At 66.9% G+C, this 21,480-nt stretch carries 17 protein-coding genes, 1 tRNA gene and 1 pseudogene; 13 read left to right on the top strand and 6 right to left on the bottom strand.

Annotation, left to right across the window (positions count from 1 at the left end; genetic code table 11):
- Window positions 1-117 precede the first annotated feature (117 nt).
- The 4 genes from AC4D2Q_RS00590 to AC4D2Q_RS00575 all read left to right on the top strand — a co-directional run bounded on the left by AC4D2Q_RS00590 (window position 118) and on the right by AC4D2Q_RS00575 (window position 3,989).
- Window positions 118-1,287 (top strand): efflux RND transporter periplasmic adaptor subunit, encoded by a 1,170-nt coding sequence (locus tag AC4D2Q_RS00590; RefSeq protein ID WP_490944190.1) that lies wholly within the window; start codon window positions 118-120, stop codon window positions 1,285-1,287.
- Window positions 1,284-2,039, top strand: a complete 756-nt coding sequence (locus tag AC4D2Q_RS00585) for an ABC transporter ATP-binding protein (RefSeq protein WP_490944188.1) — start codon at window positions 1,284-1,286, stop codon at window positions 2,037-2,039. The genes AC4D2Q_RS00590 and AC4D2Q_RS00585 overlap by 4 nt, the downstream gene beginning before the upstream one ends.
- Window positions 2,036-3,229 carry an ABC transporter permease gene (locus tag AC4D2Q_RS00580; RefSeq protein WP_490944186.1) on the top strand — a complete coding sequence of 398 codons (1,194 nt, stop codon included), beginning with the start codon at window positions 2,036-2,038 and terminating at the stop codon, window positions 3,227-3,229. The genes AC4D2Q_RS00585 and AC4D2Q_RS00580 overlap by 4 nt, the downstream gene beginning before the upstream one ends.
- Window positions 3,230-3,293: 64 nt before the next feature.
- Window positions 3,294-3,989, top strand: a complete 696-nt coding sequence (locus AC4D2Q_RS00575; protein WP_490944184.1) for a M23 family metallopeptidase — start codon at window positions 3,294-3,296, stop codon at window positions 3,987-3,989.
- Between the two features lie 78 nt (window positions 3,990-4,067).
- Here AC4D2Q_RS00575 and AC4D2Q_RS00570 read toward each other — a convergent pair.
- From AC4D2Q_RS00570 to AC4D2Q_RS00555, 4 genes are all read right to left on the bottom strand, one after another.
- Window positions 4,068-4,140, bottom strand: a tRNA-Arg gene (locus AC4D2Q_RS00570).
- An 82-nt stretch (window positions 4,141-4,222) separates the two neighbouring features.
- Entirely contained in the window at window positions 4,223-5,779 is a 1,557-nt protein-coding gene (locus tag AC4D2Q_RS00565; protein WP_490944182.1) for an FAD-dependent oxidoreductase, read from the bottom strand.
- The gene (locus AC4D2Q_RS00560) at window positions 5,776-6,642 is read right to left on the bottom strand and encodes an FAD:protein FMN transferase (RefSeq protein ID WP_490944180.1); all 867 of its coding nucleotides are present in this window, start codon (window positions 6,640-6,642) and stop codon (window positions 5,776-5,778) included. The genes AC4D2Q_RS00565 and AC4D2Q_RS00560 overlap by 4 nt, the downstream gene beginning before the upstream one ends.
- A gap of 11 nt (window positions 6,643-6,653) precedes the next feature.
- Window positions 6,654-7,115, bottom strand: a complete 462-nt coding sequence (locus tag AC4D2Q_RS00555; protein ID WP_490944174.1) for a hypothetical protein — start codon at window positions 7,113-7,115, stop codon at window positions 6,654-6,656.
- Window positions 7,116-7,284: 169 nt separating this feature from the next.
- Between AC4D2Q_RS00555 and argS the strand changes: the two genes are divergently transcribed.
- The 9 genes and pseudogenes from argS to AC4D2Q_RS00510 form a co-directional block, all read left to right on the top strand.
- Complete coding sequence (gene argS / locus AC4D2Q_RS00550) at window positions 7,285-8,934, top strand: arginine--tRNA ligase (protein WP_490944172.1); 1,650 nt, start codon at window positions 7,285-7,287, stop codon at window positions 8,932-8,934.
- 3 nt (window positions 8,935-8,937) lie between these two features.
- Window positions 8,938-10,398, top strand: coding sequence for a diaminopimelate decarboxylase (gene lysA / locus AC4D2Q_RS00545; protein WP_490944170.1), 1,461 nt, complete (start codon window positions 8,938-8,940; stop codon window positions 10,396-10,398).
- A gap of 9 nt (window positions 10,399-10,407) precedes the next feature.
- Entirely contained in the window at window positions 10,408-11,706 is a 1,299-nt protein-coding gene (locus AC4D2Q_RS00540; protein ID WP_490944168.1) for a homoserine dehydrogenase, read from the top strand.
- A gap of 4 nt (window positions 11,707-11,710) precedes the next feature.
- Window positions 11,711-12,826: a threonine synthase gene (thrC, locus tag AC4D2Q_RS00535; RefSeq protein ID WP_490926706.1), complete on the top strand. Its 1,116-nt coding sequence runs from the start codon at window positions 11,711-11,713 to the stop codon at window positions 12,824-12,826.
- A gap of 12 nt (window positions 12,827-12,838) precedes the next feature.
- Window positions 12,839-13,846: a homoserine kinase gene (gene thrB, locus AC4D2Q_RS00530; protein ID WP_490944166.1), complete on the top strand. Its 1,008-nt coding sequence runs from the start codon at window positions 12,839-12,841 to the stop codon at window positions 13,844-13,846.
- 374 nt (window positions 13,847-14,220) lie between these two features.
- Window positions 14,221-16,449, top strand: a complete 2,229-nt coding sequence (gene rho, locus AC4D2Q_RS00525; RefSeq protein ID WP_490944165.1) for a transcription termination factor Rho — start codon at window positions 14,221-14,223, stop codon at window positions 16,447-16,449.
- 219 nt (window positions 16,450-16,668) lie between these two features.
- Window positions 16,669-17,748: a peptide chain release factor 1 gene (gene prfA / locus AC4D2Q_RS00520; RefSeq protein ID WP_490926709.1), complete on the top strand. Its 1,080-nt coding sequence runs from the start codon at window positions 16,669-16,671 to the stop codon at window positions 17,746-17,748.
- 7 nt (window positions 17,749-17,755) lie between these two features.
- Complete coding sequence (gene prmC, locus AC4D2Q_RS00515) at window positions 17,756-18,628, top strand: peptide chain release factor N(5)-glutamine methyltransferase (protein WP_490944163.1); 873 nt, start codon at window positions 17,756-17,758, stop codon at window positions 18,626-18,628.
- A gap of 62 nt (window positions 18,629-18,690) precedes the next feature.
- Window positions 18,691-19,350, top strand: a pseudogene (locus AC4D2Q_RS00510) (L-threonylcarbamoyladenylate synthase); the annotation flags it as partial.
- 32 nt (window positions 19,351-19,382) lie between these two features.
- On the opposite strand, the gene AC4D2Q_RS00505 reads toward AC4D2Q_RS00510, so the two are convergent.
- Entirely contained in the window at window positions 19,383-20,489 is a 1,107-nt protein-coding gene (locus tag AC4D2Q_RS00505; RefSeq protein ID WP_490944162.1) for an NAD-dependent epimerase/dehydratase family protein, read from the bottom strand.
- 16 nt (window positions 20,490-20,505) lie between these two features.
- A complete protein-coding gene (locus tag AC4D2Q_RS00500; protein WP_490944160.1) occupies window positions 20,506-21,480 on the bottom strand; it encodes a glycosyltransferase in 975 nt (324 codons plus the stop codon).

Raw genomic sequence — 21,480 nt, 5'->3', positions numbered from 1 at the left:
TCTGCCCGAATGGCGTTTCGGTGCCTTCGAGTATTTCGCCGGTCGTGTCCTGCCCTGCAGATCCGCTGTGCGCTGGTAGCGTCCCGTTTCAATCGGTGCTGAACACTGCCCCGGGTGATGACTTCGACGGGGGAACCGATGATTGTGCGCCGCTATGTCTTTCCAACGCTGTGGCTGGTGATTTTTGCCGTGATGGCTGCGGCTCTTTTCAAGCTTGCCTTCCTGGACGGGATGCAGGCCGACGCCGCAGCCGGCTCTGAGCAGCCGAGCGCCCGGATCAGTACGCCGCTGGTCCCAGCGGCCGTGGGAACCGTCACCAACCTTGTCTCTGTTCCGGGTTCGGTGGTGAGCGACCCCGCCGTCACGGTCAAGAGCACGACTGACGGGACCGTGGACTTCATTTACGTGGATGCAGGGGAGACCGTCGCCAAGGGGACGCCGCTCTTCCAGGTCAAGACACTGGCGGAGCCGGAGCCGGAAACCGCCGTCGTCGTTCCTTCGGATGACCGCGCCGAAGACGACGAACCGGCAGAACCTCCCGCCGCCGCACCCCCGGCCTACACCTACACCGATGTGGTCGCGACCTCGAACGGCACGGTCGCCGAGCTGTCGGTGCTTGTAAAACAGCAGCTGTCAGTGGGCACCGAGGTTGCTTCGATTGATCCCGGCACCTTCTCGGTCTCCGGAACACTCACCTCGGATCAGCAGTTCCGCATCTTTTCCCGGGCGAACACTGCCATGGTGACGGTCAACGGCGGACCTGCACCCTTCCCCTGCAGCAACGTCACCATGGGCAAGACACCCGCTGCCCAGACCGGAATTTCCGCCCAGGCCATGGGACCGGCAGGACCCCCGGCTGCGGACGCCACGGCGGCCGGCAGCGTGAGCTGCGCCGTACCAAAGGAAACAGCCGTCTTTGCCGGGCTGGGCGCCACCATCGACATTTCCGCAGGCCAGGCCGAAAACGTGATTACGGTTCCGACGACGGCGGTCCAGGGATCGGTCCAGACCGGCGTCGTCTGGGTAATGCCCGACGGCGCAAGCGGTGCCGACGGGGCGGCCGACGTTGACCCGGCCGCAGGACCGGAAGCTGCCTCCGCCGGGGAACTGCAGTCGGCCGCGGGTGCAGTGGAACGGGAAGTGGCCCTGGGCCTGAACGACGGTCAAACGGTGGAAATCACGTCCGGCCTGGCCGAGGGGGAAATGGTGCTTCAGTTTGTTCCCGGTGCTCCTGCTCCCACAGACGAAGGACAGATGTACGGCATGCCCGGAATGGTGGGCGGATGACCTTCAGTGAGCTCACCGGAGCAGCTGTTGCCGAAGCTGATTTTGACGGGCAGCCGGAACCCCTGGCAGCGCTGTCGCAGGTCACCCGTTCAGTGTCGCTGCCGGACCACGGCACCCTGCAGATCCTGACCGGTGTGGACCTCGCCGTTTATCCGGGGGAGCATCTGTCGATTGTGGGCCGTTCGGGGTCGGGAAAATCAACGCTCCTGAATATTCTGGGGCTGCTGGACGTCCCCACCTCCGGATCAATGACCTTCGCGGGGGAGCCGGTGGACCAGATGAGTGAAAAACGCCGGGCGCAGGCGCGGGGAGCCGCAGTGGGATTCATCTTCCAGCAGTTCAATCTGCTGGCCGAACGCACGGCGCTGGAAAATGTCATGACTCCGCTGCTCTATGCCCGCGGCCGGCAGTTTTGGCAGCGGGAGCGGCTTGCGGCGGCAATGCTGGACCGGGTAGGGCTGGGGGACCGGACGCAGGACCGGCCGTCCAAGCTGTCCGGCGGGGAGCAGCAGCGGGTTGCCATTGCGCGGGCCCTGGTGCGCTCGCCGCAGCTCATCCTGGCCGATGAGCCCACAGGGGCGCTGGACATCGCCACCGGCCAATACGTCATGGACCTGCTCGCCGAGGTGGCCGCCGAATCCGGTGCCGCCCTGGTCACCATCACCCATGATCCCAACGTCGCGGCCCTGGCCCACCGACACTTTCTGCTGCAGGACGGGCAGCTGGAACCGGGATTGCAGGTGGCAGCATGAGCCTTTCGGGGATAGTGGGCACGCTGGTCGAGGCCTGGGCGGAACTGAGGATCCACAAGACGCGGATCCTGCTGGCGCTGATCGGCGTCGCCCTGTCCGTCGCTGCCCTCACCACGGTGGTGGGGCTGGGAAACATGGTCCGCGAATCGATCGCCCAGGGCAGCGAAGCCCAGTCCGGCCGGCCTGCAACGCTGTCTGTAATGATGTTCTCGGCCGATGGATCCAACCCGGATCCCGAGCTGGTCACGGCGGCCTACCGGGAGCTGCCTGAACGCTACGCCGTGGAGTATTCCTCCCTGATCTATTCGACAATGGTGCCGTTTCAGCTGCCCGGCGGAGTTACCCAGACCCAGACGATGGTGGTGGACTCCGATTACGACGTGATGCGCCGGGTGCCCATGGCCGAGGGATCATGGTTTACCCCCGCTGACGCCCAGCGGCTGGCACCCGCCGTCGTCATCAATGAAGCGTTCTATGCCAGCCTGGGGAGCCCGGACCTGGGTTCCCACCCCGTGCTCCCGATCTCCCGGGGCGGGGAAACCACCGCGGTGGTGGTTGGCGTCAACCGGGACCGCTACGAGGGGGAATACCCCCAGGCGATCATGCTCTCCGAAGCCTATGACCGGCTCGGACTGGAAGCCGCAAATCCGAGCCTGGAACTCTGGGTGCCCGAGGAACTGAGCGAATCCCTGGCGGCGTCGATCTCCGCGGACCTGACGGCGCAGTTTCCCGGCATGCAGGTTGACGCGAACCGGAGCGACTACGCCGCTTGGGGAGATCCCTTTGGCGGGCTGCAGTGGGCGGTGGCCGGAATCGCCGGGCTGGTCATGCTGCTGGGCGCAGTGGGGCTGCTGAACATCTCCATGGTGACGGTGAAGTACCGGGTGCGGGAAATCGGCATCCGGCGCAGCTTCGGGGCGACGTCGGGGCGGATCTTCTTTGGCGTCATGCTGGAGTCGGTGGTGGCCACGTTTGTTGCCGGCGTGCTGGGCGTCATGGCCGCGGTGGCCGTGGTCAAGCTGCCGATCGTCCAGCGCACGGTTGCCTCCGGGCTGACGGAGCTGCCGCCGTTTCCGCTGGAAGCTGCACTGATCGGCCTCGGCGCGGCCACAGCGGTGGGCGCGCTGGCCGGACTGATACCTGCACTGGTGGCGGTGCGGGTGAAAGTCATCGACGCCATCCGGTACTAAAACCAGGGTCCGGGTGCTGGCCCGTCAACCCATAATGGGAAGAATCAATCCCAAGGGGCGAACCATGAACCCGGACCCTCAACCCGTGGAAATCTCGCTTCCGTTTACCGGAACGTGGAGGGTGGAGAACAGCCCGCGCCGCCGTGTCCCCAGCCACGGAACCCACCTGCTGGCGACTACTTACGCCATAGATTTTGTGGGGGTGGACGACGGCGGCGCCTGCGCTCCCGGGGTCAGCTGGCGGACCCTCCTTGCCACCGAGCCGCCCGAGCTTTTCTTTGCGTACGGCCGTCCTGTCCTGGCTCCCGTCAGCGGTCAGGTGGTGGCGGTCCATGAAGGCGAAACCGACCACGAAGCGCGCCGGTCCCAGATTGCCCTGGTGCCCTACATGCTGGGGCAGGCGGGCAGGCTTCGCAGCGGGATCGGTGCCGTCGCGGGAAACTATGTCCTGTTGGCTGCGCCGGGCGGGACGCCGGTGGTGGGAGTCATGCACCTGCAGGCCGGCTCCATTACCGTTGCTGTCGGCCAGGGCGTTGTGCAGGGTGAGCGGATTGGATCCTGCGGCAATTCGGGAAACTCCACGCAGCCGCACGTGCATGTGCAGGCCATGGACGGAACTGATCCCTGGACCGCACGGGGCCTGCCGCTGAGTTTCCGCCGCTTCCTGGAGAAACCTGCGCGGGGGAACAGCTTTGTGCTGCGGGAAAACACCGTACCGGATGAGGGCGCAACCGTGGCCGCCCTTCGAGCCGGCACCTGATCCCGGCGTTTGACCGGAGCCTGACCCCGAACGCAGAAGAACCCCGCAGCCAGTGCGGGGTTCTTCTGTGTTCCAAAGTGCCCTCGATAGGATTCGAACCTACGGCCTGTTGCTCCGGAGGCAACCGCTCTATCCCCTGAGCTACGAGGGCAAGGACGCCGGTAAACCGGCAGGTCCTGTGGGACTCAAGAAGCTTAGCAGGTCCGGCGCGCGGTGTGAAAACGTGGCCAAAATCAATATCCCAGAAAGGCATCCGTCTTAACGGTTCGGCCGCCGGCTCCGCGAACCGCGGCGCACGCTGCGGCAACGGCAGACGGAGATCCGGAGACGTAGGCAGCGCGCTGCGCAATATCCGGAACCGCCCGGGCCAGCACCTGCGTATCCGGCAGCCCCGGTCCCAGCCAGGTCCATCCGGTGATCTGCGGGTCCGCCGGAGTGCAGACCAGGACACGGACGCCCCTCCGGTGCAGTTCGGCAGCATAGGCCAGCTCATCCACGGAAGAGGCCGCATAAACCAGCACCACATCCCGTCCCGGCAGTCCGTCCGCAGTACCGCCGGAACCGCCCGGACTTCCGGCGGCCAGGGACCGCAGCTGGCTCATGAACGGAGTAACACCCACCCCGGAGGCGATGAACAGCAGCGGGACCCCGGGGTTCCGGGGAAGCAGGAAATCTCCGGCCACCGAGGTTCCGGTGATCACGGCTCCGGGCTTCAGCTTGAGCAGGGCGGTTTTGAACGAGCTGGACGGATCGGACACCCGCAGTCCCACGGCCACGGTTTCCAGCTGCTCCGGCGCTGTGGTGAGGCTGAAAATCCTGCGGGTGCCGCGCCCGTCGGGGGTGGCGTGGGGCAGGCTCAGCTCCACATATTGTCCGGGCCGGAACTTCAGCGGACGCTGCGGTTCAAACACCAGTTCCCGCGCCGTGGGCGTCAGGGCCCGGTTTTCCCGCAGCCGCAGCCGGATACCTGCACGCGGTGCCAGGGCAAAGGCCAGCAGGTTCCCGAGAAGCAGGGCCAGTTCCGGGGACATATAGACCGGGCCCAGGTTCAGCGGGACGGCGAACAGGACGCCGACGACGGCGGCCTCGAGCAGCCGCTGCCAGCGCCGCGGCGGCAGGGTCAGCGGCTCGGACAACATGAAGCCGGCGAAGAACAGCACCGGATAGGAGGCAAACAGGGTGGCCAGCGCCGTTGTCAGCGGCTCCCCGCCGGACAGGAACCGCGCAATGATGATGGCCCCCGAGGCCAGCAGGAACACTCCGGCCATGGGCAGCAGGCGGTTGCGGTACAGGATCAGGGCGGCGGCGGGCAGGACGACCACCAGCATCAGCGGTGCCGCCACCCACCAGACGGCGCTGTTCAGGCCGGTGACGGCCAGCAGCGCGGCACCGAAGGCGGCGGGATTGAAGATGTGCCGTCCGCGCCAGACCAGCAGGTACTTTGACGCCGTCGCAGCCCCGGCGGCGAGCGCCACGGTCAGCAGCTGGGAGCCTTCGGTGGTGGGCCAGAACAGGAAGAACAGGAGCAGCCCGGTGATCAGCGAGGAATCCGTTTGCGGGCGGGTGCGGAACAGCAGTCCCATGACGCGGCTGGCCACCAGCGAGGCGACGACGGCGGTGGCGGCCGTGGCAGCGAGCTCTGCCGGGGTGTAGAACAGCAGTCCGGCGGCGGACAGCACAAAGGACCACGCGGTCAGGGCCAGCAGCAGGAAAACGGTGATCCGGTACATGGTCCAGCGTCCGGTCAGGGCGTCCAGCCGGCGGGTTGAGGCGGACAGGGAAACGCTCATGAAAACAGGACTCCAGCCATGAAAGGTGAGAAGGTGGCCCGCCCGTCCGAGAACATCCGCACATAGTCAAAGGCGAAGTCTTCGGCGAGGGTGCCGGGGTCGGTGAAAAACAGGGCGGTGGCCAGGCCGTCGGCGGTCATCGCGTCATCGGCCAGCACCCAGGTGGCCGCCACCGAATTCACGGAGCGGCCGGTCAGCGCGTTCACAATGTGGTGCAGCCCGTCACCCCACTGCCGGCGGTTTGCGGCGGAGGCACACAGGGCCCGGCCCTGCAGGGGAACGACGCCGATGGCGCGGGCCGGGTCATACGGATGCTCCAGCGCTATCCGCAGGGGATCGGATCCGGCATGGCGCAGGTCAGAGCCCGCATCCACGGTCAGCTCCCGGTGCCCGGCCCCGCGCAGCAGCGCAAAGACCAGGTCAACCAGCTGCCCCTTGCCCGCTGCACCTATATCAAGGGTCACCGGCACCGTGGTGCTCAGCACGGTCCGGTCCCCGAGCGCCTGCCATGATGCTGCAGCCGGCCAGTCCGGTGCGGGGGAGGGTCCCGCGGAGGAAAACGAGTACGCCGCGTCGTAGCCGAGCTGCTCCAGCGAGTGGCCCACCAGAGGATTAACGGCTCCGCCGCTGAGCCGGTGGAGCGTGTCAAAGAGGCTGAGCAGCGGCGCGGCGGAGCGGGGCAGGTCCACGGTGCCGGGCGCCGCCGCCAGTGCGGAAATGACCGAGTCCTGCCGGAAACGCGAGTAGATGCCGTCATAGGAAGCCACCAGTTCCAGTACGGCTGTCCGCTGCGGACCCGTCAGCGGCTCAGCAGTGCTGACGGTCCAGGCCGTGCCGATGGCGTCGAACGTGAAATCCGGCATGGCGGGGCCGGTCAGCTCGCGGCTTCGGTCCGGATGGAGTCAAGAGCCTTGTTGAAGCAGGAGCTGGTCAGGGAGGAACCGGCAACCTTGTGGACGTCCAGCTCATTCAGGGGCTTGCCCACTACCTGCTCCTGGATGCCGGAGGTGAATTCGCGCTGGTACTGCTTGGAAGTGGGGTTGTTGCCGGAGGTGGTGACCGAAAGGTCCGTGACGACGCCGTCTTTCAGGCTCAGGGTCACATCGACTTCCTCCGTCTGGTTGGACGGGGGAATGTAGCTGCCCTGCGCGGAGTACTCTCCGTCGGCGTAGCTGCCGGCCGGGGCGGCTGCGGCAGCAGTTGCGGGACCGGTCGGGGCGGGAGCGGTGGACTCCGCGGCGGCGGAGGCGCCGTCGTCGGCCGTTCCGGCGCAGGCGGTGGAGGCCAGGGTGAGGGAAGCGGCGGTGAACAGCAGGGCTTTGCGTGAGGGGGTCATATCTCTCCTGGGGTGGGGATCCCTATCCATTACAACGTATCCGGTTGCGCTTCGCCTGTGCACGCGGTGTTGACTTGCCCACCCGGCGGTCCGAGGGGCAGCGCGAGGGGGTCCGCGGGCGGCGTCACAGTTCGCGGAACGCCGCCTGCCCGGACGCTATGCTTAACCGGTGACTCCTGAAGAACTTTCCTCCGCCGTAACTGCCTGCCTCCAAGACGCCATCGATGCTGGTGACTTCAGCATCGACGTGCCCCGGGAGGTGCGCGTGGAGCGGCCGAAGAACCGCGACCACGGCGACTGGGCCACCAACATTGCACTGCAGCTCTCCAAGCAGGCCGGCATGAACCCGCGCCAGTTCGCGGAGATCCTCAAGGGCCGCCTGGAAAAGATCGACGGCGTCTCCAAGGTCGACATCGCCGGCCCCGGGTTCCTGAACATCACGCTCGACGCCGGTGCCGCCGGTGAGCTGGTCAAGACCATCGTTGACGCCGGTCCTGCGTACGGCACGTCCGAAATCCTCAAGGGCACCCGGATCAACCTCGAGTTCGTCTCCGCCAACCCCACCGGACCGATCCACCTCGGCGGAACCCGCTGGGCCGCCGTCGGCGACGCCCTGGCCCGGGTCTTCCAGTCGCAGGGTGCAGAAGTCACCCGCGAGTACTACTTCAACGACCACGGAGCGCAGATTGACCGCTTCGCCCGGTCCCTGCTCGCCTCGGCCAAGGGCGAACCCGCTCCCGAGGACGGCTACGCCGGAGCCTACATCGAGGACATTGCCAACCGCGTGCTGGCCGCCGAGCCGAATATCACCGACCTGCCCGACGACGAGGCCCAGGAACGTTTCCGCGCCGTCGGCGTGGACCTGATGTTCGGTGACATCAAGGAATCCCTGCATAACTTCGGCGTGGACTTTGACGTTTTCTTCCACGAAGACTCGCTCCACGAGAACGGCCAGGTGGACAAGCTCCTGGAGCAGCTCAAGGGCTCCGGCAACCTGTATGAGAAGGACGGCGCCTGGTGGCTGAACTCCAGTGAGTTCGGTGACGACAAGGACCGCGTGGTCATCAAGTCCGACGGCAACGCCGCCTACATTGCCGGGGACATCGCCTACATCCAGAACAAGCGCGACCGCGGCTTCGACCTGAACTTCTACATGCTCGGCGCCGACCACCACGGCTACGTGGCCCGGCTCAAGGCCGCCGCCGCCGCCCTGGGACACGACCCGGAGTGCGTTGAGGTGCTGATCGGCCAGATGGTGAACCTGGTCAAGGGCGGCAAGCCCGTGCGCATGTCCAAGCGCAACGGCACCGTGGTCACCCTGGAGGACCTGGTGGAAGCCGTGGGCGTGGACGCCGCCCGCTACACGCTGGCCCGCTTCTCCGCCGACTCCAACATTGACATTGACCTGGACCTGCTGACCAAGCGCAGCAACGAGAATCCGGTGTTCTACGTCCAGTACGCCCACGCCCGCACCTATGCCCTGGCCCGCAACGCCGAGGCCGCCGGCGTGGACGATTCAGCGTTCGACGCCTCCCTGCTGACCCACCCCACCGAAGGTGAACTGCTGGCCGCGCTGGGACAGTATCCCGGCGTCGTCGCGCAGGCCAGCGCCTTCCGCGAACCGCACCGCGTGGCCCGCCACCTGGAGGTCATCGCCGGCACGTACCACCGCTGGTACGACGCGTGCCGCATTGCTCCGCAGGGCGATGAGGAGGTCACCGACGTGAACCGCACCCGCCTGTGGCTGAACCTTGCCGCCCGCCAGGTCCTGGCCAACGGCCTGGGCCTGCTGGGAGTCTCCGCTCCGGAACGGATGTAATCCATGACTGTTTCCCCGCTCGCCCCCGAGTGGCTCAGCCACCCGGCGGACGCCGATGCGCTGCGCCCGCAGATGTGGGCCCGCGACGTTGCCCGGAACAGCAACGGCGAACTCGAAGTGGCCGGTGTATCGGCATCAGCGCTGGCACGCGAGTTCGGCACCCCGTTGTTCGTGATGTCTGAAGCGGACTTCCGCGCCCGCGCCCGGGACTTCAAAGACTCCTTCGATGCCGCCTTCGCTGATCTGTGCGGGGGCGTGGACGTCTATTACGCAGGCAAGGCCTTCCTCTGCACCGCGGTGGCCCGCTGGGTGCGTGAGGAGGGTCTGCGCCTGGACACCTGCTCCGGCGGCGAGCTGGCGGTGGCCCGCCGCGCCGGGATTCCGGGCAGCGAATTGGGCCTGCACGGAAACAACAAGTCCGACGCCGAACTGATCCGGGCCCTGGACATGGGCCTGGGCCGGATCGTCGTGGATTCCATGGCAGAACTGCACCGCCTGGATGCCCTTGCGGCCTCCCGCGGAGAGCAGGCTCCCGTCATGCTGCGCCTGACCCCCGGAGTGCATGCACACACGCACGACTTCATTGCCACCGCGCACGAGGACCAGAAGTTCGGCCTCTCCATGGCACCGGATCCGGCCGCGGGCGGGGAGTCGCCCGCAGCCGCCGCCGTGGCAGCCGCGCTGGAAGCCAAGGGCATCCGCCTGCTGGGCCTGCACTGCCACATCGGCTCGCAGATCTTTGAACCCGAAGGCTTCGAACTGGCCGCCAAGCGCCTCCTCGGCTTCCTGGCCGACATCAAGGCGGCCCACGGCGTGGAACTGCCGGAGCTGGACCTTGGCGGCGGCTACGGCATCGCCTACACCGAAGCGGACACCCCGCGCCCCCCGGCGGAGATCGCGCAGGCGATGGCCGCCGTCGTCGGCTCCACCTGCGAGGAACTGGGACTGGCCGTGCCGCGGATCTCGATTGAGCCCGGCCGCGCCATTGTTGGCCCCACCACCTTTACGCTGTACCGCGCCGGCACCGTCAAGACGGTCCGCGTTGACACGGCCGACGGCGGCACCGCCGAACGCCGCTACGTCTCAGTGGACGGCGGGATGAGCGACAACGCCCGTCCCGTGCTCTACGACGCCGATTACTCGGCTGTGCTCGCCTCGCGGACCTCCGAAGATGACGCCGTTATGTCACGCGTGGTTGGCAAACACTGCGAGAGCGGGGACATAGTGGTCCGGGACGTCTATCTTCCGGCCGACACCGGCGACGGTGACCTGTTGGCGGTTCCGGGAACGGGTGCGTACTGCTGGGCCCTGTCCAGCAACTACAACTACATCGCCCGTCCGCCCGTAGTTGCCGTGCTGGACGGCACTGCGCGGCTGATCATCCGCGGAGAGACTGAAGATGACCTCTTGGCCCGGGACGTTGACGCCGCCGGCGCACGTTCGCCCGAATTGCTGAAGGAGTAGGCACGCACTATGAAGACCCTCAAAGTTGCCCTGCTGGGCTGCGGAAACGTTGGCTCCCAGGTTGCCCGGATCCTCATTGACGACGCCGAAGACCTGGCTTCGCGCACCGGCGCCAAGCTGGAACTGACCGGCATCGCCGTCCGCAATCCGGACGCACCGCGGGACGCGGACCTGCCGCGGAATCTTTTCACCACTGACGCCGAGAAGCTGGTGGAGGACGCCGACATCGTCATTGAGCTGATGGGCGGCATGGAGCCGGCCCGCACGCTGATGCTGCACGCCATCGGCCACGGCGCCTCCGTGGTCACCGGCAACAAGGCCCTGCTCGCCGCCGACGGCGCCGCGCTTTTCGAGAAGGCCGACGCCGCGGGCGTGCGGCTGGCCTATGAAGCGGCCGTCGCCGGCGCCATTCCCATCCTGCGCCCCATCCGGGACAGCCTTGCCGGTGACCGGATCACCAAGGTCATGGGCATCGTCAACGGCACCACCAACTACATTCTGGACGCCATGGACAGCACCGGCGCCCAGTTCGCCGACGCCCTCGCTGAAGCCCAGCGCCTCGGGTACGCCGAAGCCGATCCCACCGCCGACGTCGAAGGCCATGACGCTGCGTCAAAGGGTGCCATCCTCGCTTCGCTGGCCTTCCACACCAACTTTGACCTGGCCAATGTGTCCTGCGAGGGCATCTCCTCCGTCACGGCTGATGACATTGCCGCGGCGAAGGATGCCGGGTTCGTCATCAAGCTGCTGGCCATCGCCGAAAAGCTGGACAACGACGGCGACCCCGGCGTCAGCGTGCGCGTGCACCCCACGCTGCTGCCGCGCACCCACGCGCTGGCCGCGGTGCGAGGCGCCTTCAACGCCGTGTTCGTGGAAGCCGAAAATGCCGGTGAGCTGATGTTCTACGGCCAGGGCGCCGGCGGCGCCCCCACCGCGTCGGCCGTGATGGGCGACGTCGTGTCCACCGCCCGCCGGCTGGTCCTGGGCGGGCCGCTGGGTGCGGAGACGCCCACCGGCTCCGTACCGGCCCTGCCGTTCAGCAAGGTCACCACCAGCTACAGCATCGGCCTGCAGGTCACCGACCAGCCGGGTGTCCTGGCCGCAGTGGCCCAGGTCTTCGCCGAACACGGTGTCTCCATCGAAACCATGCGCCAGAGCATCCATGCCGACGGCACTGCATCATCCGCCGAGCTGCGTTTCGTCACGCACCGGGCATCCGAGGCTGCGCTGGCAGCCACCGTCGAGGCCATTAAGGGCCTGGACATCATCAATTCAGTCACATCCGTCCTGCGGGTAGAAGGGGTCTAATACCGTGGCTCATCAATGGCGCGGCGTCATCCGCGAATACGCCGATCGTCTTCCCGTAACCGAGAGCACCGAGATCATCACCCTCGGCGAGGGCGGCACTCCGCTCGTGAAGGCCAAGGCGCTTTCCGAGCTGACCGGCAACGAGGTCTACCTCAAGGTCGAAGGCATGAACCCCACCGGGTCCTTCAAGGACCGCGGCATGACGATGGCCATGACGGCCGCCGTCGAATCCGGCGCCAAGGCCGTGGTGTGCGCTTCCACCGGCAACACCTCCGCCTCGGCTGCCGCCTATGCCACGCAGGCCGGCATCACCTGCGCCGTGCTGGTTCCGGACGGCAAGATCTCCATGGGCAAGCTCAGCCAGGCCATCGCCCACGGGGCTGAACTGCTCCAGGTCAACGGCAACTTTGACAACTGCCTGGATGTGGCCCGCAAACTGGCCGAGGCCTACCCGGTGTTCCTGGTGAACTCCGTGAACCCGGCCCGCATCGAGGGCCAGAAGACCGCCGCCTTCGAGGTGGTGGACGCCCTGGGCGACGCTCCGGACTTCCACCTGCTGCCCGTGGGCAACGCCGGAAACATCACCGCGTACTGGAAGGGCTACACCGAGTACGCCGCCCCCTACACGAACCTTGCCGGAGACGAACTGGCTCCCGTGGCTACCAAGACTCCCGTGATGTGGGGCTTCCAGGCCGAAGGCGCTTCGCCGCTGGTCAAGGGCCATCCGGTCACGGATCCGGACACCATTGCCACCGCCATCCGCATCGGCAACCCGGCGTCCTGGGAGCAGGCTATTGCTGCCCGCGATGAGTCCGGCGGACTGATCGAAGCCGTCACGGACACTGAAATTCTCGAGGCGCACCGCTGGCTCTCTTCCCGTGAGGGCGTTTTCGTGGAGCCGGCTTCCGCTGCAGGGGTGGCCGGGCTGCTCAAGAAGCACGCCGCCGGGGAAGCACCCGCGGGCAAGAAGATCGTCATCACCGTCACGGGACACGGGCTCAAGGATCCGCAGTGGGCCCTGCGCACCGCCGACGGCTCCGACGTTGAACCCACCAAGGTGGAGTTCGACGTCGTTTCCGTTGCGGCTGCGCTGGGACTGGAAGCCCAGGCCGCGGGTTAAGCGGACATGCACGTGAGCGATTCCGCAGCACTTCCGCGCGCTGAGGCCGGGACAGCGTCCCGAGCCGGCGCAGCCCCCGCAGTGGCCGCCGGCCAGGACATAACGGTCCGGGTGCCGGCCACCAGCGCCAATCTGGGCCCGGGCTTTGACAGCCTGGGCCTGGCGGTGGGCCTGTATGACACCGTGCGGGTCCGGACCTCGGCGGAGCCGGGCACCCTGGTGAGCATCAGCGGGGAAGGTGCGGCCACACTGCCCACCGATGACACCCACCTGGTGGTGAAGACCATCCGGGAAACCGTGGAGTCCGCAGGGTTCTGCCTGCCGGGCGTGCAACTGAACGCCGAAAACGTCATTCCGCACGGCCGCGGCCTGGGCTCTTCGGCCTCTGCCATCGTGTCCGGAGTGCTGGCGGGCAACGCACTGCTGCCGGCCGGACACCGGCTGAATGCCGAAGCCCTGCTGGACGTGTGCTCCCGGCTGGAAGGCCACCCGGACAACGTGGCACCGGCACTGGCCGGCGGGCTGGCGATCTCCTGGGAAGAAGAGGGCAAATTCCGGTCCGTCACTGCGCCCGTTCACGCGGACATCATCCCGGTGGCGGCAGTGCCGGCCACTGAACTGTCCACGGAGAGCGCCCGCGGCCTGCTTCCTGCGCAGGTTCCGCATCCGGACGCTGCAGCGAACTCAGGGCGGGCTGCCCTGCTCATCCATGCCCTGTCCTCGGAGCCCGCGCTCTTGCCGGCGGGAACCGTGGATTTCCTGCATCAGGATTACCGCGCAGCGGCCATGGCACCCAGTGCTGCACTGATGAGGCACCTGCGCGCCAACGGGATTGCTGCTGTCATCTCGGGCGCCGGGCCCACCGTCATGGCACTGGCCCACGGGGCCGCCTCTGCGCAGCGGGCCGAGACACTGATTGCCGAGCATCTGAAGGCCGCTGAAAGCGGCGAATTCTGGCGTGTTTTACGGCTGAGTGTGGACCGAGATGGTGCTAGAGTGGAAGTGCACCAGCGGTACTAACCGTCTTTTGTGCACCCGTATCCAGGCCGTCCGCTTCTGGGCCGCCCTGAAATTTGTTGAAAACCCGTTGTCAAGGGCATAGTGTCCAAACACCGTGTTGAAAACTGTTTCAAGTGCGGGAGCTCAAATTCTCGGTGCAGCCTTCCGGGTACTGCCAAGAAAAGGTCAGTTCCCTTGAATGCCGCAAGTTCGGCAGCGAAGCTGACCAAACCCCTGTGGATTTCTTTCCAAGAGGCACCCAAGTAGATTCGCCGTTGCCCGGCACATGCCGGACCGGCGAACCCTGACCCCCATGTCTGACCATAGGGGAACCAGGGCCAATCATCCGCGGCCGGCACTGCGCCGGACCGCCCGACGAGGGGGAAGGATCCTTCGTGACAGACACCACTGACCTGACAACAGGTGTGGACTCAGCTACCGCCGGAAACAACGGCGAAGCGACTTCAAAAAGCTCAGGACTGGCCGGCCTTAAGCTCGCCCAGCTGCAGGCACTGGCCGGACAGCTTGGCATCACCGGCGGTTCGCGCATGCGCAAGGGCGATCTCGTGACCGCCATCTCCAACCATCAGCGCGGCGGCGCAGTAGCCGACCGCCCGGTGCGCGGTGCCAAGACCGAAGCCCCCCAGGCTGACGTCGCCAAGGCCGCTCCGGCCGCGGCCGAAGCCCCCGCCGCTGAGCAGTCCGCCCCCGAGCGTCCTGCCCGTACCCGCAACCGTAACCGCCGTGCTGCCAGTGACGGCGTTGTCACTGCACCGGCCGCGGAAGCACCTGCGCAGAGCGAGCCGGCGCAGGCCGATGCTCCGCGTGAGGAGACCCCGCGCGAGGAAAGCCGTCGCGAGGAGCAGCCGCAGCGCGAGCGCAGCAACCGCCGTTCACGCAGCCGCCGCGCTGACAGCGACGGCACCTCGGAAAACAGCCGGACGGACTCCAAGCCGGAGACGCAGGCTCCCGAGGCAGCACCGTCCGCTTCCGAGAACGGAACGGGCGCTTCGGCAAACGGTTCCGCCTCCGAGGACCGCAATCGCGAGAACAACCGGGAGAACTCCCGTGAGAACAACCGCGACAACGCCCGTGAAAACCGGCGTGAGAACAACCGGGGCGACCGCGAGAACAACCGCGACAGCAACCGCGCGGAGCGCGAGAACAACCGCGACAACAACCGCGCGGAGCGTGACAACAACCGCAGCGACCGCGACAGCAACCGTGCGGACCGTGACAACAGCCGTGCGGACCGTGACAACAGCCGCAGCGACCGCGACAATAACAGCCGCGACAGCCGTGACGACAACGACGAGAACGGGCGCGGACGCAACCGCCGCAACCGCAACCGCAATGACCGGAACGACCGCGGCGACCGCAATGACCGCAACGATCGTTTCCGGGACCGCAACGAGCGCCGCCGCAACCGGAACCAGAACCCGGATGTGGACGACGTCGAGGTCACCGAAGATGACGTCCTGCTGCCCGTAGCCGGCATCCTGGACGTCCTCGAAAATTACGCTTTCGTCCGGACCTCCGGCTACCTGCCGGGCCCGAACGATGTGTATGTTTCCCTGGCCCAGGTCAAGAAGTACAACCTGCGCAAGGGTGACGCCGTCGTCGGCGCCATCCGCGCACCGCGTGAAGGTGAAAACCAGGGCGGCAACCAGCGCCAGAAGTTCAACGCCCTGGTCCGCCTGACCTCCGTCAACGGCAAGCCGGCCGAGGACAACAAGGACCGCGTGGAGTTCTCCAAGCTGGTTCCCCTGTACCCCTCCGAGCGCCTGCGCCTGGAAACCTCCGCCAAGGTGATCGGCCCGCGTGTCATCGACCTCGTGGCTCCGATCGGCAAGGGCCAGCGCGGCCTGATCGTTTCCCCGCCCAAGGCCGGTAAGACCCTCATCCTGCAGGCAATCGCCAACGCCATCACGATCAACAATCCTGAGGTCCACCTCATGATGGTCCTGGTGGACGAACGCCCTGAAGAGGTCACGGACATGCAGCGCACGGTGAAGGGCGAGGTTATTGCCTCCACCTTCGACCGTCCCGCCGATGACCACACCACGGTTGCCGAACTCGCCATCGAGCGGGCAAAGCGCCTCGTGGAAATGGGGAACGACGTCGTCGTCCTCCTGGACTCCATGACCCGCCTGGGCCGTGCCTACAACCTGGCCGCTCCGGCGTCGGGCCGTATCCTTTCCGGTGGTGTGGATTCGTCCGCACTGTACCCGCCCAAGCGTTTCTTCGGTGCTGCCCGCAACATCGAAAACGGCGGTTCGCTGACCATCCTGGCCACGGCCCTGGTGGAAACCGGATCCAAGATGGACGAAGTGATCTTCGAGGAATTCAAGGGCACCGGCAACATGGAACTGCGCCTGTCCCGCAACCTCGCGGACAAGCGCATCTTCCCGGCCGTGGACGTCAACGCGTCCGGTACCCGCCGCGAAGAGAACCTGCTCTCGCCTGATGAAGTCAAGATCATGTGGAAGCTCCGCCGCGTCCTGTCCGGCCTGGACACGCAGCAGGCGCTTGAACTGCTCACCGGAAAGATCCGGGAGACGCAGTCCAACGTTGAGTTCCTGATGCAGGTCCAGCAGACCACCTTGGGCACCAAGGACAACTAGCTGCCTTACCAAGCCGCTCATACTCCGGCCTCCGCTCTTTGCGGATGTGCCGGAGTCTGGGCGGCTTGGCAGTTAACGCGCAGGTCCATTCGCGGCGCACGCCCGGACGCTGTGCACGGATAAACTGCTGAAGGCAGTTGGAAAATTATCCGTCGTGAAATTGTCACGGATCCGTCCCGGTTCGGGACCGGATCCACCGTCGAAAGAGGAACGTAAAACATGTTTGAGTCCATACAGGGTCTGTTGGATGAGCACGCAGAGCTGCAGCTGCGGCTTTCCGATCCCGCAGTGCATGCGGACCAGGGCCTGGCCCGGCGGCTTGGGCGGCGCTACGCCGAACTCAGCCGCATTGTGGACGCCTACAACAAGTGGCACGCCCTTGAAGACGACCTTGCGGCCGCTTCGGAGATGGCAGGCGAGGATCCCGAATTTGCCGCCGAGGTTCCGGTCCTGAAGGAACAGCTCGACGACGCCCAGGAGACCCTGCGCCGCCTGCTGATTCCCCGCGACCCCAATGACGGCCGCGATGTCATCATCGAGGTCAAGGGCGGTGAAGGCGGCGATGAAGCAGCCCTGTTTGCCGGTGATCTGCTGCGCATGTACACCCGCTACGCGGAGCACCGCGGCTGGCGCACCGAGATTATCTCGGCCACTGAGTCAGACTTGGGCGGCTACAAGGACGTCTCCATGGCGATCAAGGGCAACTCGAATGACCCCGCCGAGGGCGTCTACGCACGCCTGAAGTACGAGGGCGGCGTGCACCGTGTGCAGCGCGTCCCCGTCACGGAGTCCCAGGGACGTATCCACACCTCGGCTGCCGGCGTGCTGGTGCTGCCTGAAGTGGACGAGCCCGAAGAAGTCGAGATCAACCAGAACGACCTCAAGATTGACGTCTACCGGTCCTCCGGCCCCGGCGGCCAGTCAGTGAATACCACCGACTCCGCCGTCCGCATTACCCACCTGCCCACGGGCATCGTGGTGGCCATGCAGAACGAGAAGTCGCAGCTGCAGAACCGTGAAGCCGCCATGCGCGTGCTGCGTTCGCGCATCCTGGCGCATGAGCAGGAGAAGATCGACGCCGCGAACTCGGACATCCGCAAGTCCCAGATCCGCACCATGGACCGCTCCGAGCGCATCCGCACGTACAACTACCCGGAAAACCGGATCGTGGACCACCGCACCGGCTACAAGGCCTACAACCTGGACACCGTGCTGAACGGTGAACTGGAGGCAGTGGTGCAGGCAGCCATCGAGATGGATGAACAGGCCCGCCTCGACGCCATTGGTGACGAGAACTAACCTGCCCATGGAATCCACCACGCTGGCAGCGGCCCTGCGCGAGGCTACTGCCACCTTGGCTGCGGCCGGGGTGCCCAGCCCGGCCGTCGACGCCGAGCTGCTGGCCGCCCATCTGCTGGGGGAGTCACGCGGCCGGGTCAAGGCGCTGGCGTTCACCGACGCCCCGGTGCCTGAGGGGTACGCCGAGCTCGTGGCAGAGCGTGCCGCCCGCATCCCGCTGCAGCACCTGACCGGCACCGCATCCTTCCGCTACCTGGAGCTGAAGGTGGGGCCGGGCGTGTTCGTTCCGCGGCCGGAGACCGAGACAGTGGCCCAGCTGGCCATCGACCGGATCCGCGGCGTCCTCGCCGCCGGCAAGTCACCGGTTCGGGCCGTGGACCTTGGCACCGGTTCCGGTGCGATCGCCGCAGCGCTGGCCTCCGAGGTTCCGGAAGCGGAGGTGTCCGCCGTCGAACTGAGCCCGCTGGCCCTGGCCTGGGCCCGCCGCAACCTGGACCCGCTGGGAATCCGCCTCCTGCACGCAGACCTGCGGACCGCACTGGCGGATGAAGACGGAACCTTTGACGTGGTGGTGTCCAACCCGCCCTACGTTCCCGCTGATGCCGTCCCCAACGAACCTGAAGCCGCCGAGCATGACCCGGCCATGGCACTGTACGGAGGAGGGCAGGACGGGCTGGAACTGCCGATGGCTGCTGCCCGCACCGCCGCCCGGCTGCTGCTGCCGGCGGGGTACTTTGTGATGGAACACGCCGAGGTCCAGGCCGAACGGATCGCTGCACTGCTCTCTGCGGAGCCCTGCTGGCGGGACGTTGCTTCCCATACTGACCTCAACGGCCGCCCGCGGGCCACCTCCGCGGTGCGGACGGCGTCGGCCGCCTGAGGCACCCCGCCCCACATTTGAATTTACGTGAACCATCCGAAACGAAGGAATGAAAGACGCCCGTGACTACCACTTACGACTGCACTGATCCTCAGAGCCGAAGCGAGGGCCTGGCCAAAGCGCAGCAGGCCGTTGCCGCCAAGCAGTGCGTGGTCCTGCCCACCGACACCGTTTACGGAATTGGCGCCGACGCCTTTTCTCCGCAGGCCGTGGCAACGCTGCTCGCGGCGAAGGGGCGGGGCCGGTCCATGCCGCCGCCCGTGCTGATTCCCCGGATGCAGACCATGGACGGACTGGCCGTGGATGTCTCCGCGGATGCCCGCGCCCTGGCCGAGGCTTTCTGGCCCGGCGGCCTGACCCTGATCTTCCAGTCCCAGCCGTCCCTCACCTGGGATCTGGGCGATACCCTGGGCACCGTGGCCCTGCGCATGCCCGATGACAGCACTGCGCTGGAGCTGCTGGCCCTGACCGGGCCCATGGCCGTCTCCTCGGCCAACCGCACCGGAAACCCCGCCGCGCAGACCGCAGAAGAAGCCCGAGAGCAGCTGGGCGAGTCCGTGGAGGTCTACCTTGAAGCCGGGCACCGGCCTGAGCACGGCGAACCCGGGGTGCCCTCGACCATCGTGGACGCCACCTCCGAGACTCTTCGCGTGGTCCGCCTCGGCGCGATCAGCCTGGAGCGCCTGCAGGAAGTTGTGCCGGGCGTGCAGGGTCCCGCGGAGGACGCGGCCTAACTGCCGGCCCAGCTGCCGGACTAGCGGTCCGCGGGTTCCCGGCCGTGCACGGAACGAAGAACTTCCTGCACCCGGGGCTCCGGAACGTTGCCCGTCTTTTCGGCCCAGCCCGGAACCTGCCGCTGCCCAAACCACATCATCTCAAGGCGGCGCAGCGGACCGTGCAGCCGTTCTCCCGCGAGGGAGGACACTTTGTAGCCGCTCCACAGCGCGCTCCGGCACAGCCAGGCCGGCAGCCGCCGCGGCTTCCGTCCGCCGGCGGCTTCCAGCACGCCCGCCACGGTCGACTGTTCCCAGGGCTGGAGCACGACGGCGGGAACGGTTCCGGAATGCTGCCCGACTGTGAGGACATACTGCACCAGGGAATCCACCGAGCTGACCGGCGACGGAGCTGAGCCGCTCCCCGCAACGGTGGCAAGGGGAGAAGAAGCCAGCCGCACAAGCTTCGCCGTGGTGGGGCGACGCGGCCCCTGGACTGAGGTGGCGCGGATGGTCACTGTATTGCAGGAACCGGCGCCCCGGGCAGCCAGGGCCCGTTCGCCCAGGGCCTTGGACCGGGAATAGGCGGAGAAGGGCTGCACGTAGCTGGTTTCGTCAAGGAACGGGCGGTGCCCCTGGACGGCTGCGCTGCTGAGATGGATGAAGCGGCGGACACCCGCGTCGTCGGCTGCATCGGCAATCACCACCGGAAGCAGCGAATTGGCACCGCGCAGCGCGGGGGAGTCGGCCCCGCCCGGCGTGGCCAGTCCGGCGGCGTTGACCACCACCTCGGCGCCGGCGAAGGCCGCCGTCAGGCTCGCCCGCACATCCTGCAGGTCAGCGGCCTCATCCAGCAGGCCCGCCGCATCAGCGGCAGCGGATTCCAGCCGGGGAGCCGGGACGCTCCGGACCGTGATTCCGGCTTCCCTCAGCTTTGCGCACACGGCGCCGCCAATGAAACCGGAGGAGCCGAGCACCACCCAGAGCGGCTGCCGGCGGTTCGGGGACTGCGCGGGGTGGTCAAACTGCTCAGGCCGGTCAAACTGCTCAGACCGGCCAGGGCGCTCAGGCCGGCCAGGGCGCTCAGGCCGGTCGGACTCGTTGGACTGCTGGACTTCGGATTCCTGCGGGGAAGGGTGCTGCGTCAAACCTGGTGCTTTCCGATCATTTGGGCGGAGCTGGAACAAGCGGCGGCATGGGCTGCCATGATCCATCGTGCAGGATGCTGCGGCTTTCACGCCAACCGCGCCACAGGCTGGCCACGCCGGTGAGCCGGTGCTCGACGGCGAGCAGCCGCAGAAGTTCCTTGGCAGCGGTCAGCACGGTGCCCAGGGCAAAGCCCGGACGGCTGAACTGCCCGTGCACCTGCAGATAGTGGGCGGTGTGGCCGCGGTTGCGCATGGAATAGAAGCGGCTCAGGTCGCTGGAGTCATTCAGGTGCCTGATGCCCAGGTCAATCTGCTTCTGCGGGCGGACCTTCTGCAGCACAAAGTCATTGACGTAGGCCACGTCTGTCAGGCGGGAGGCCAGCCAGCCATAGATTTCGTCGTCGCCGTTGATGAAGTAGCGCTCGTCCGGAAGGCCGATGCGGCGGACCAGGTCAGCGGAAATCAGCATGCCCTCGAAGCAGCCCACATTGGTGGCAAACACCGGCGAGTCCCGGAAGACGTTCCCGCGGACCGGGACATGGATGCCCAGGAAGGGCAGGAAGCGGTGCTGCCAGAAGAAGGGCCGCCCCGCCCCGTCCAGGCGCCGCCCGTGGATGCACTCATACGTGCCGGTCCATTTGCGCAGCGCGTCCACCGCGCCGGGAAGGATGGCGACGTCGTCGTCCATCAGCCACAGCCAGGACGCACCTTCGGCGAGGGCGCGTTCCACGCCCGCCGCGAAGCCCCCGGCACCGCCGGCATTGACGGGCAGGCGCAGGTTCACCAGCGGAACGGTCAGCTGCTTGGCAGCAGCGGCGAGGACGTCCTGCGTGTCATCGGTGCTTGCGTTGTCCACCACAATGATCCGCTCCGGTCCGGACTCAAGCGCGGACACGGAATCCAGCAGGCCCCGCAGGTAACCGGAACGGTTGAACGTGGTGATGACAAGCGTCAGCTCGGCAGTTTCAGTGGAACCCTGGGCGGCGGTCAT

Source organism: Arthrobacter sp. TJ-178 (genome assembly GCF_058269275.1).
This window is presented reverse-complemented; position numbering and strand designations above follow the sequence as displayed.

Excerpts from the sequence above, each read along its gene's own strand:
- prfA (WP_490926709.1), top strand. The coding sequence starts at position 16,669 with ATGTTTGAGTCCATACAGGGTCTGTTGGATGAGCACGCAGAGCTGCAG.
- AC4D2Q_RS00540 (WP_490944168.1), top strand. The coding sequence starts at position 10,408 with ATGAAGACCCTCAAAGTTGCCCTGCTGGGCTGCGGAAACGTTGGCTCC.
- prmC (WP_490944163.1), top strand. The coding sequence starts at position 17,756 with ATGGAATCCACCACGCTGGCAGCGGCCCTGCGCGAGGCTACTGCCACC.
- AC4D2Q_RS00585 (WP_490944188.1), top strand. The coding sequence starts at position 1,284 with ATGACCTTCAGTGAGCTCACCGGAGCAGCTGTTGCCGAAGCTGATTTT.
- AC4D2Q_RS00590 (WP_490944190.1), top strand. The coding sequence starts at position 118 with ATGACTTCGACGGGGGAACCGATGATTGTGCGCCGCTATGTCTTTCCA.
- AC4D2Q_RS00555 (WP_490944174.1), bottom strand. The coding sequence starts at position 7,115 with ATGACCCCCTCACGCAAAGCCCTGCTGTTCACCGCCGCTTCCCTCACC.
- lysA (WP_490944170.1), top strand. The coding sequence starts at position 8,938 with ATGACTGTTTCCCCGCTCGCCCCCGAGTGGCTCAGCCACCCGGCGGAC.
- AC4D2Q_RS00575 (WP_490944184.1), top strand. The coding sequence starts at position 3,294 with ATGAACCCGGACCCTCAACCCGTGGAAATCTCGCTTCCGTTTACCGGA.
- AC4D2Q_RS00565 (WP_490944182.1), bottom strand. The coding sequence starts at position 5,779 with ATGAGCGTTTCCCTGTCCGCCTCAACCCGCCGGCTGGACGCCCTGACC.
- AC4D2Q_RS00500 (WP_490944160.1), bottom strand. The coding sequence starts at position 21,480 with ATGACCGCCGCCCAGGGTTCCACTGAAACTGCCGAGCTGACGCTTGTC.
- AC4D2Q_RS00580 (WP_490944186.1), top strand. The coding sequence starts at position 2,036 with ATGAGCCTTTCGGGGATAGTGGGCACGCTGGTCGAGGCCTGGGCGGAA.
- AC4D2Q_RS00560 (WP_490944180.1), bottom strand. The coding sequence starts at position 6,642 with ATGCCGGATTTCACGTTCGACGCCATCGGCACGGCCTGGACCGTCAGC.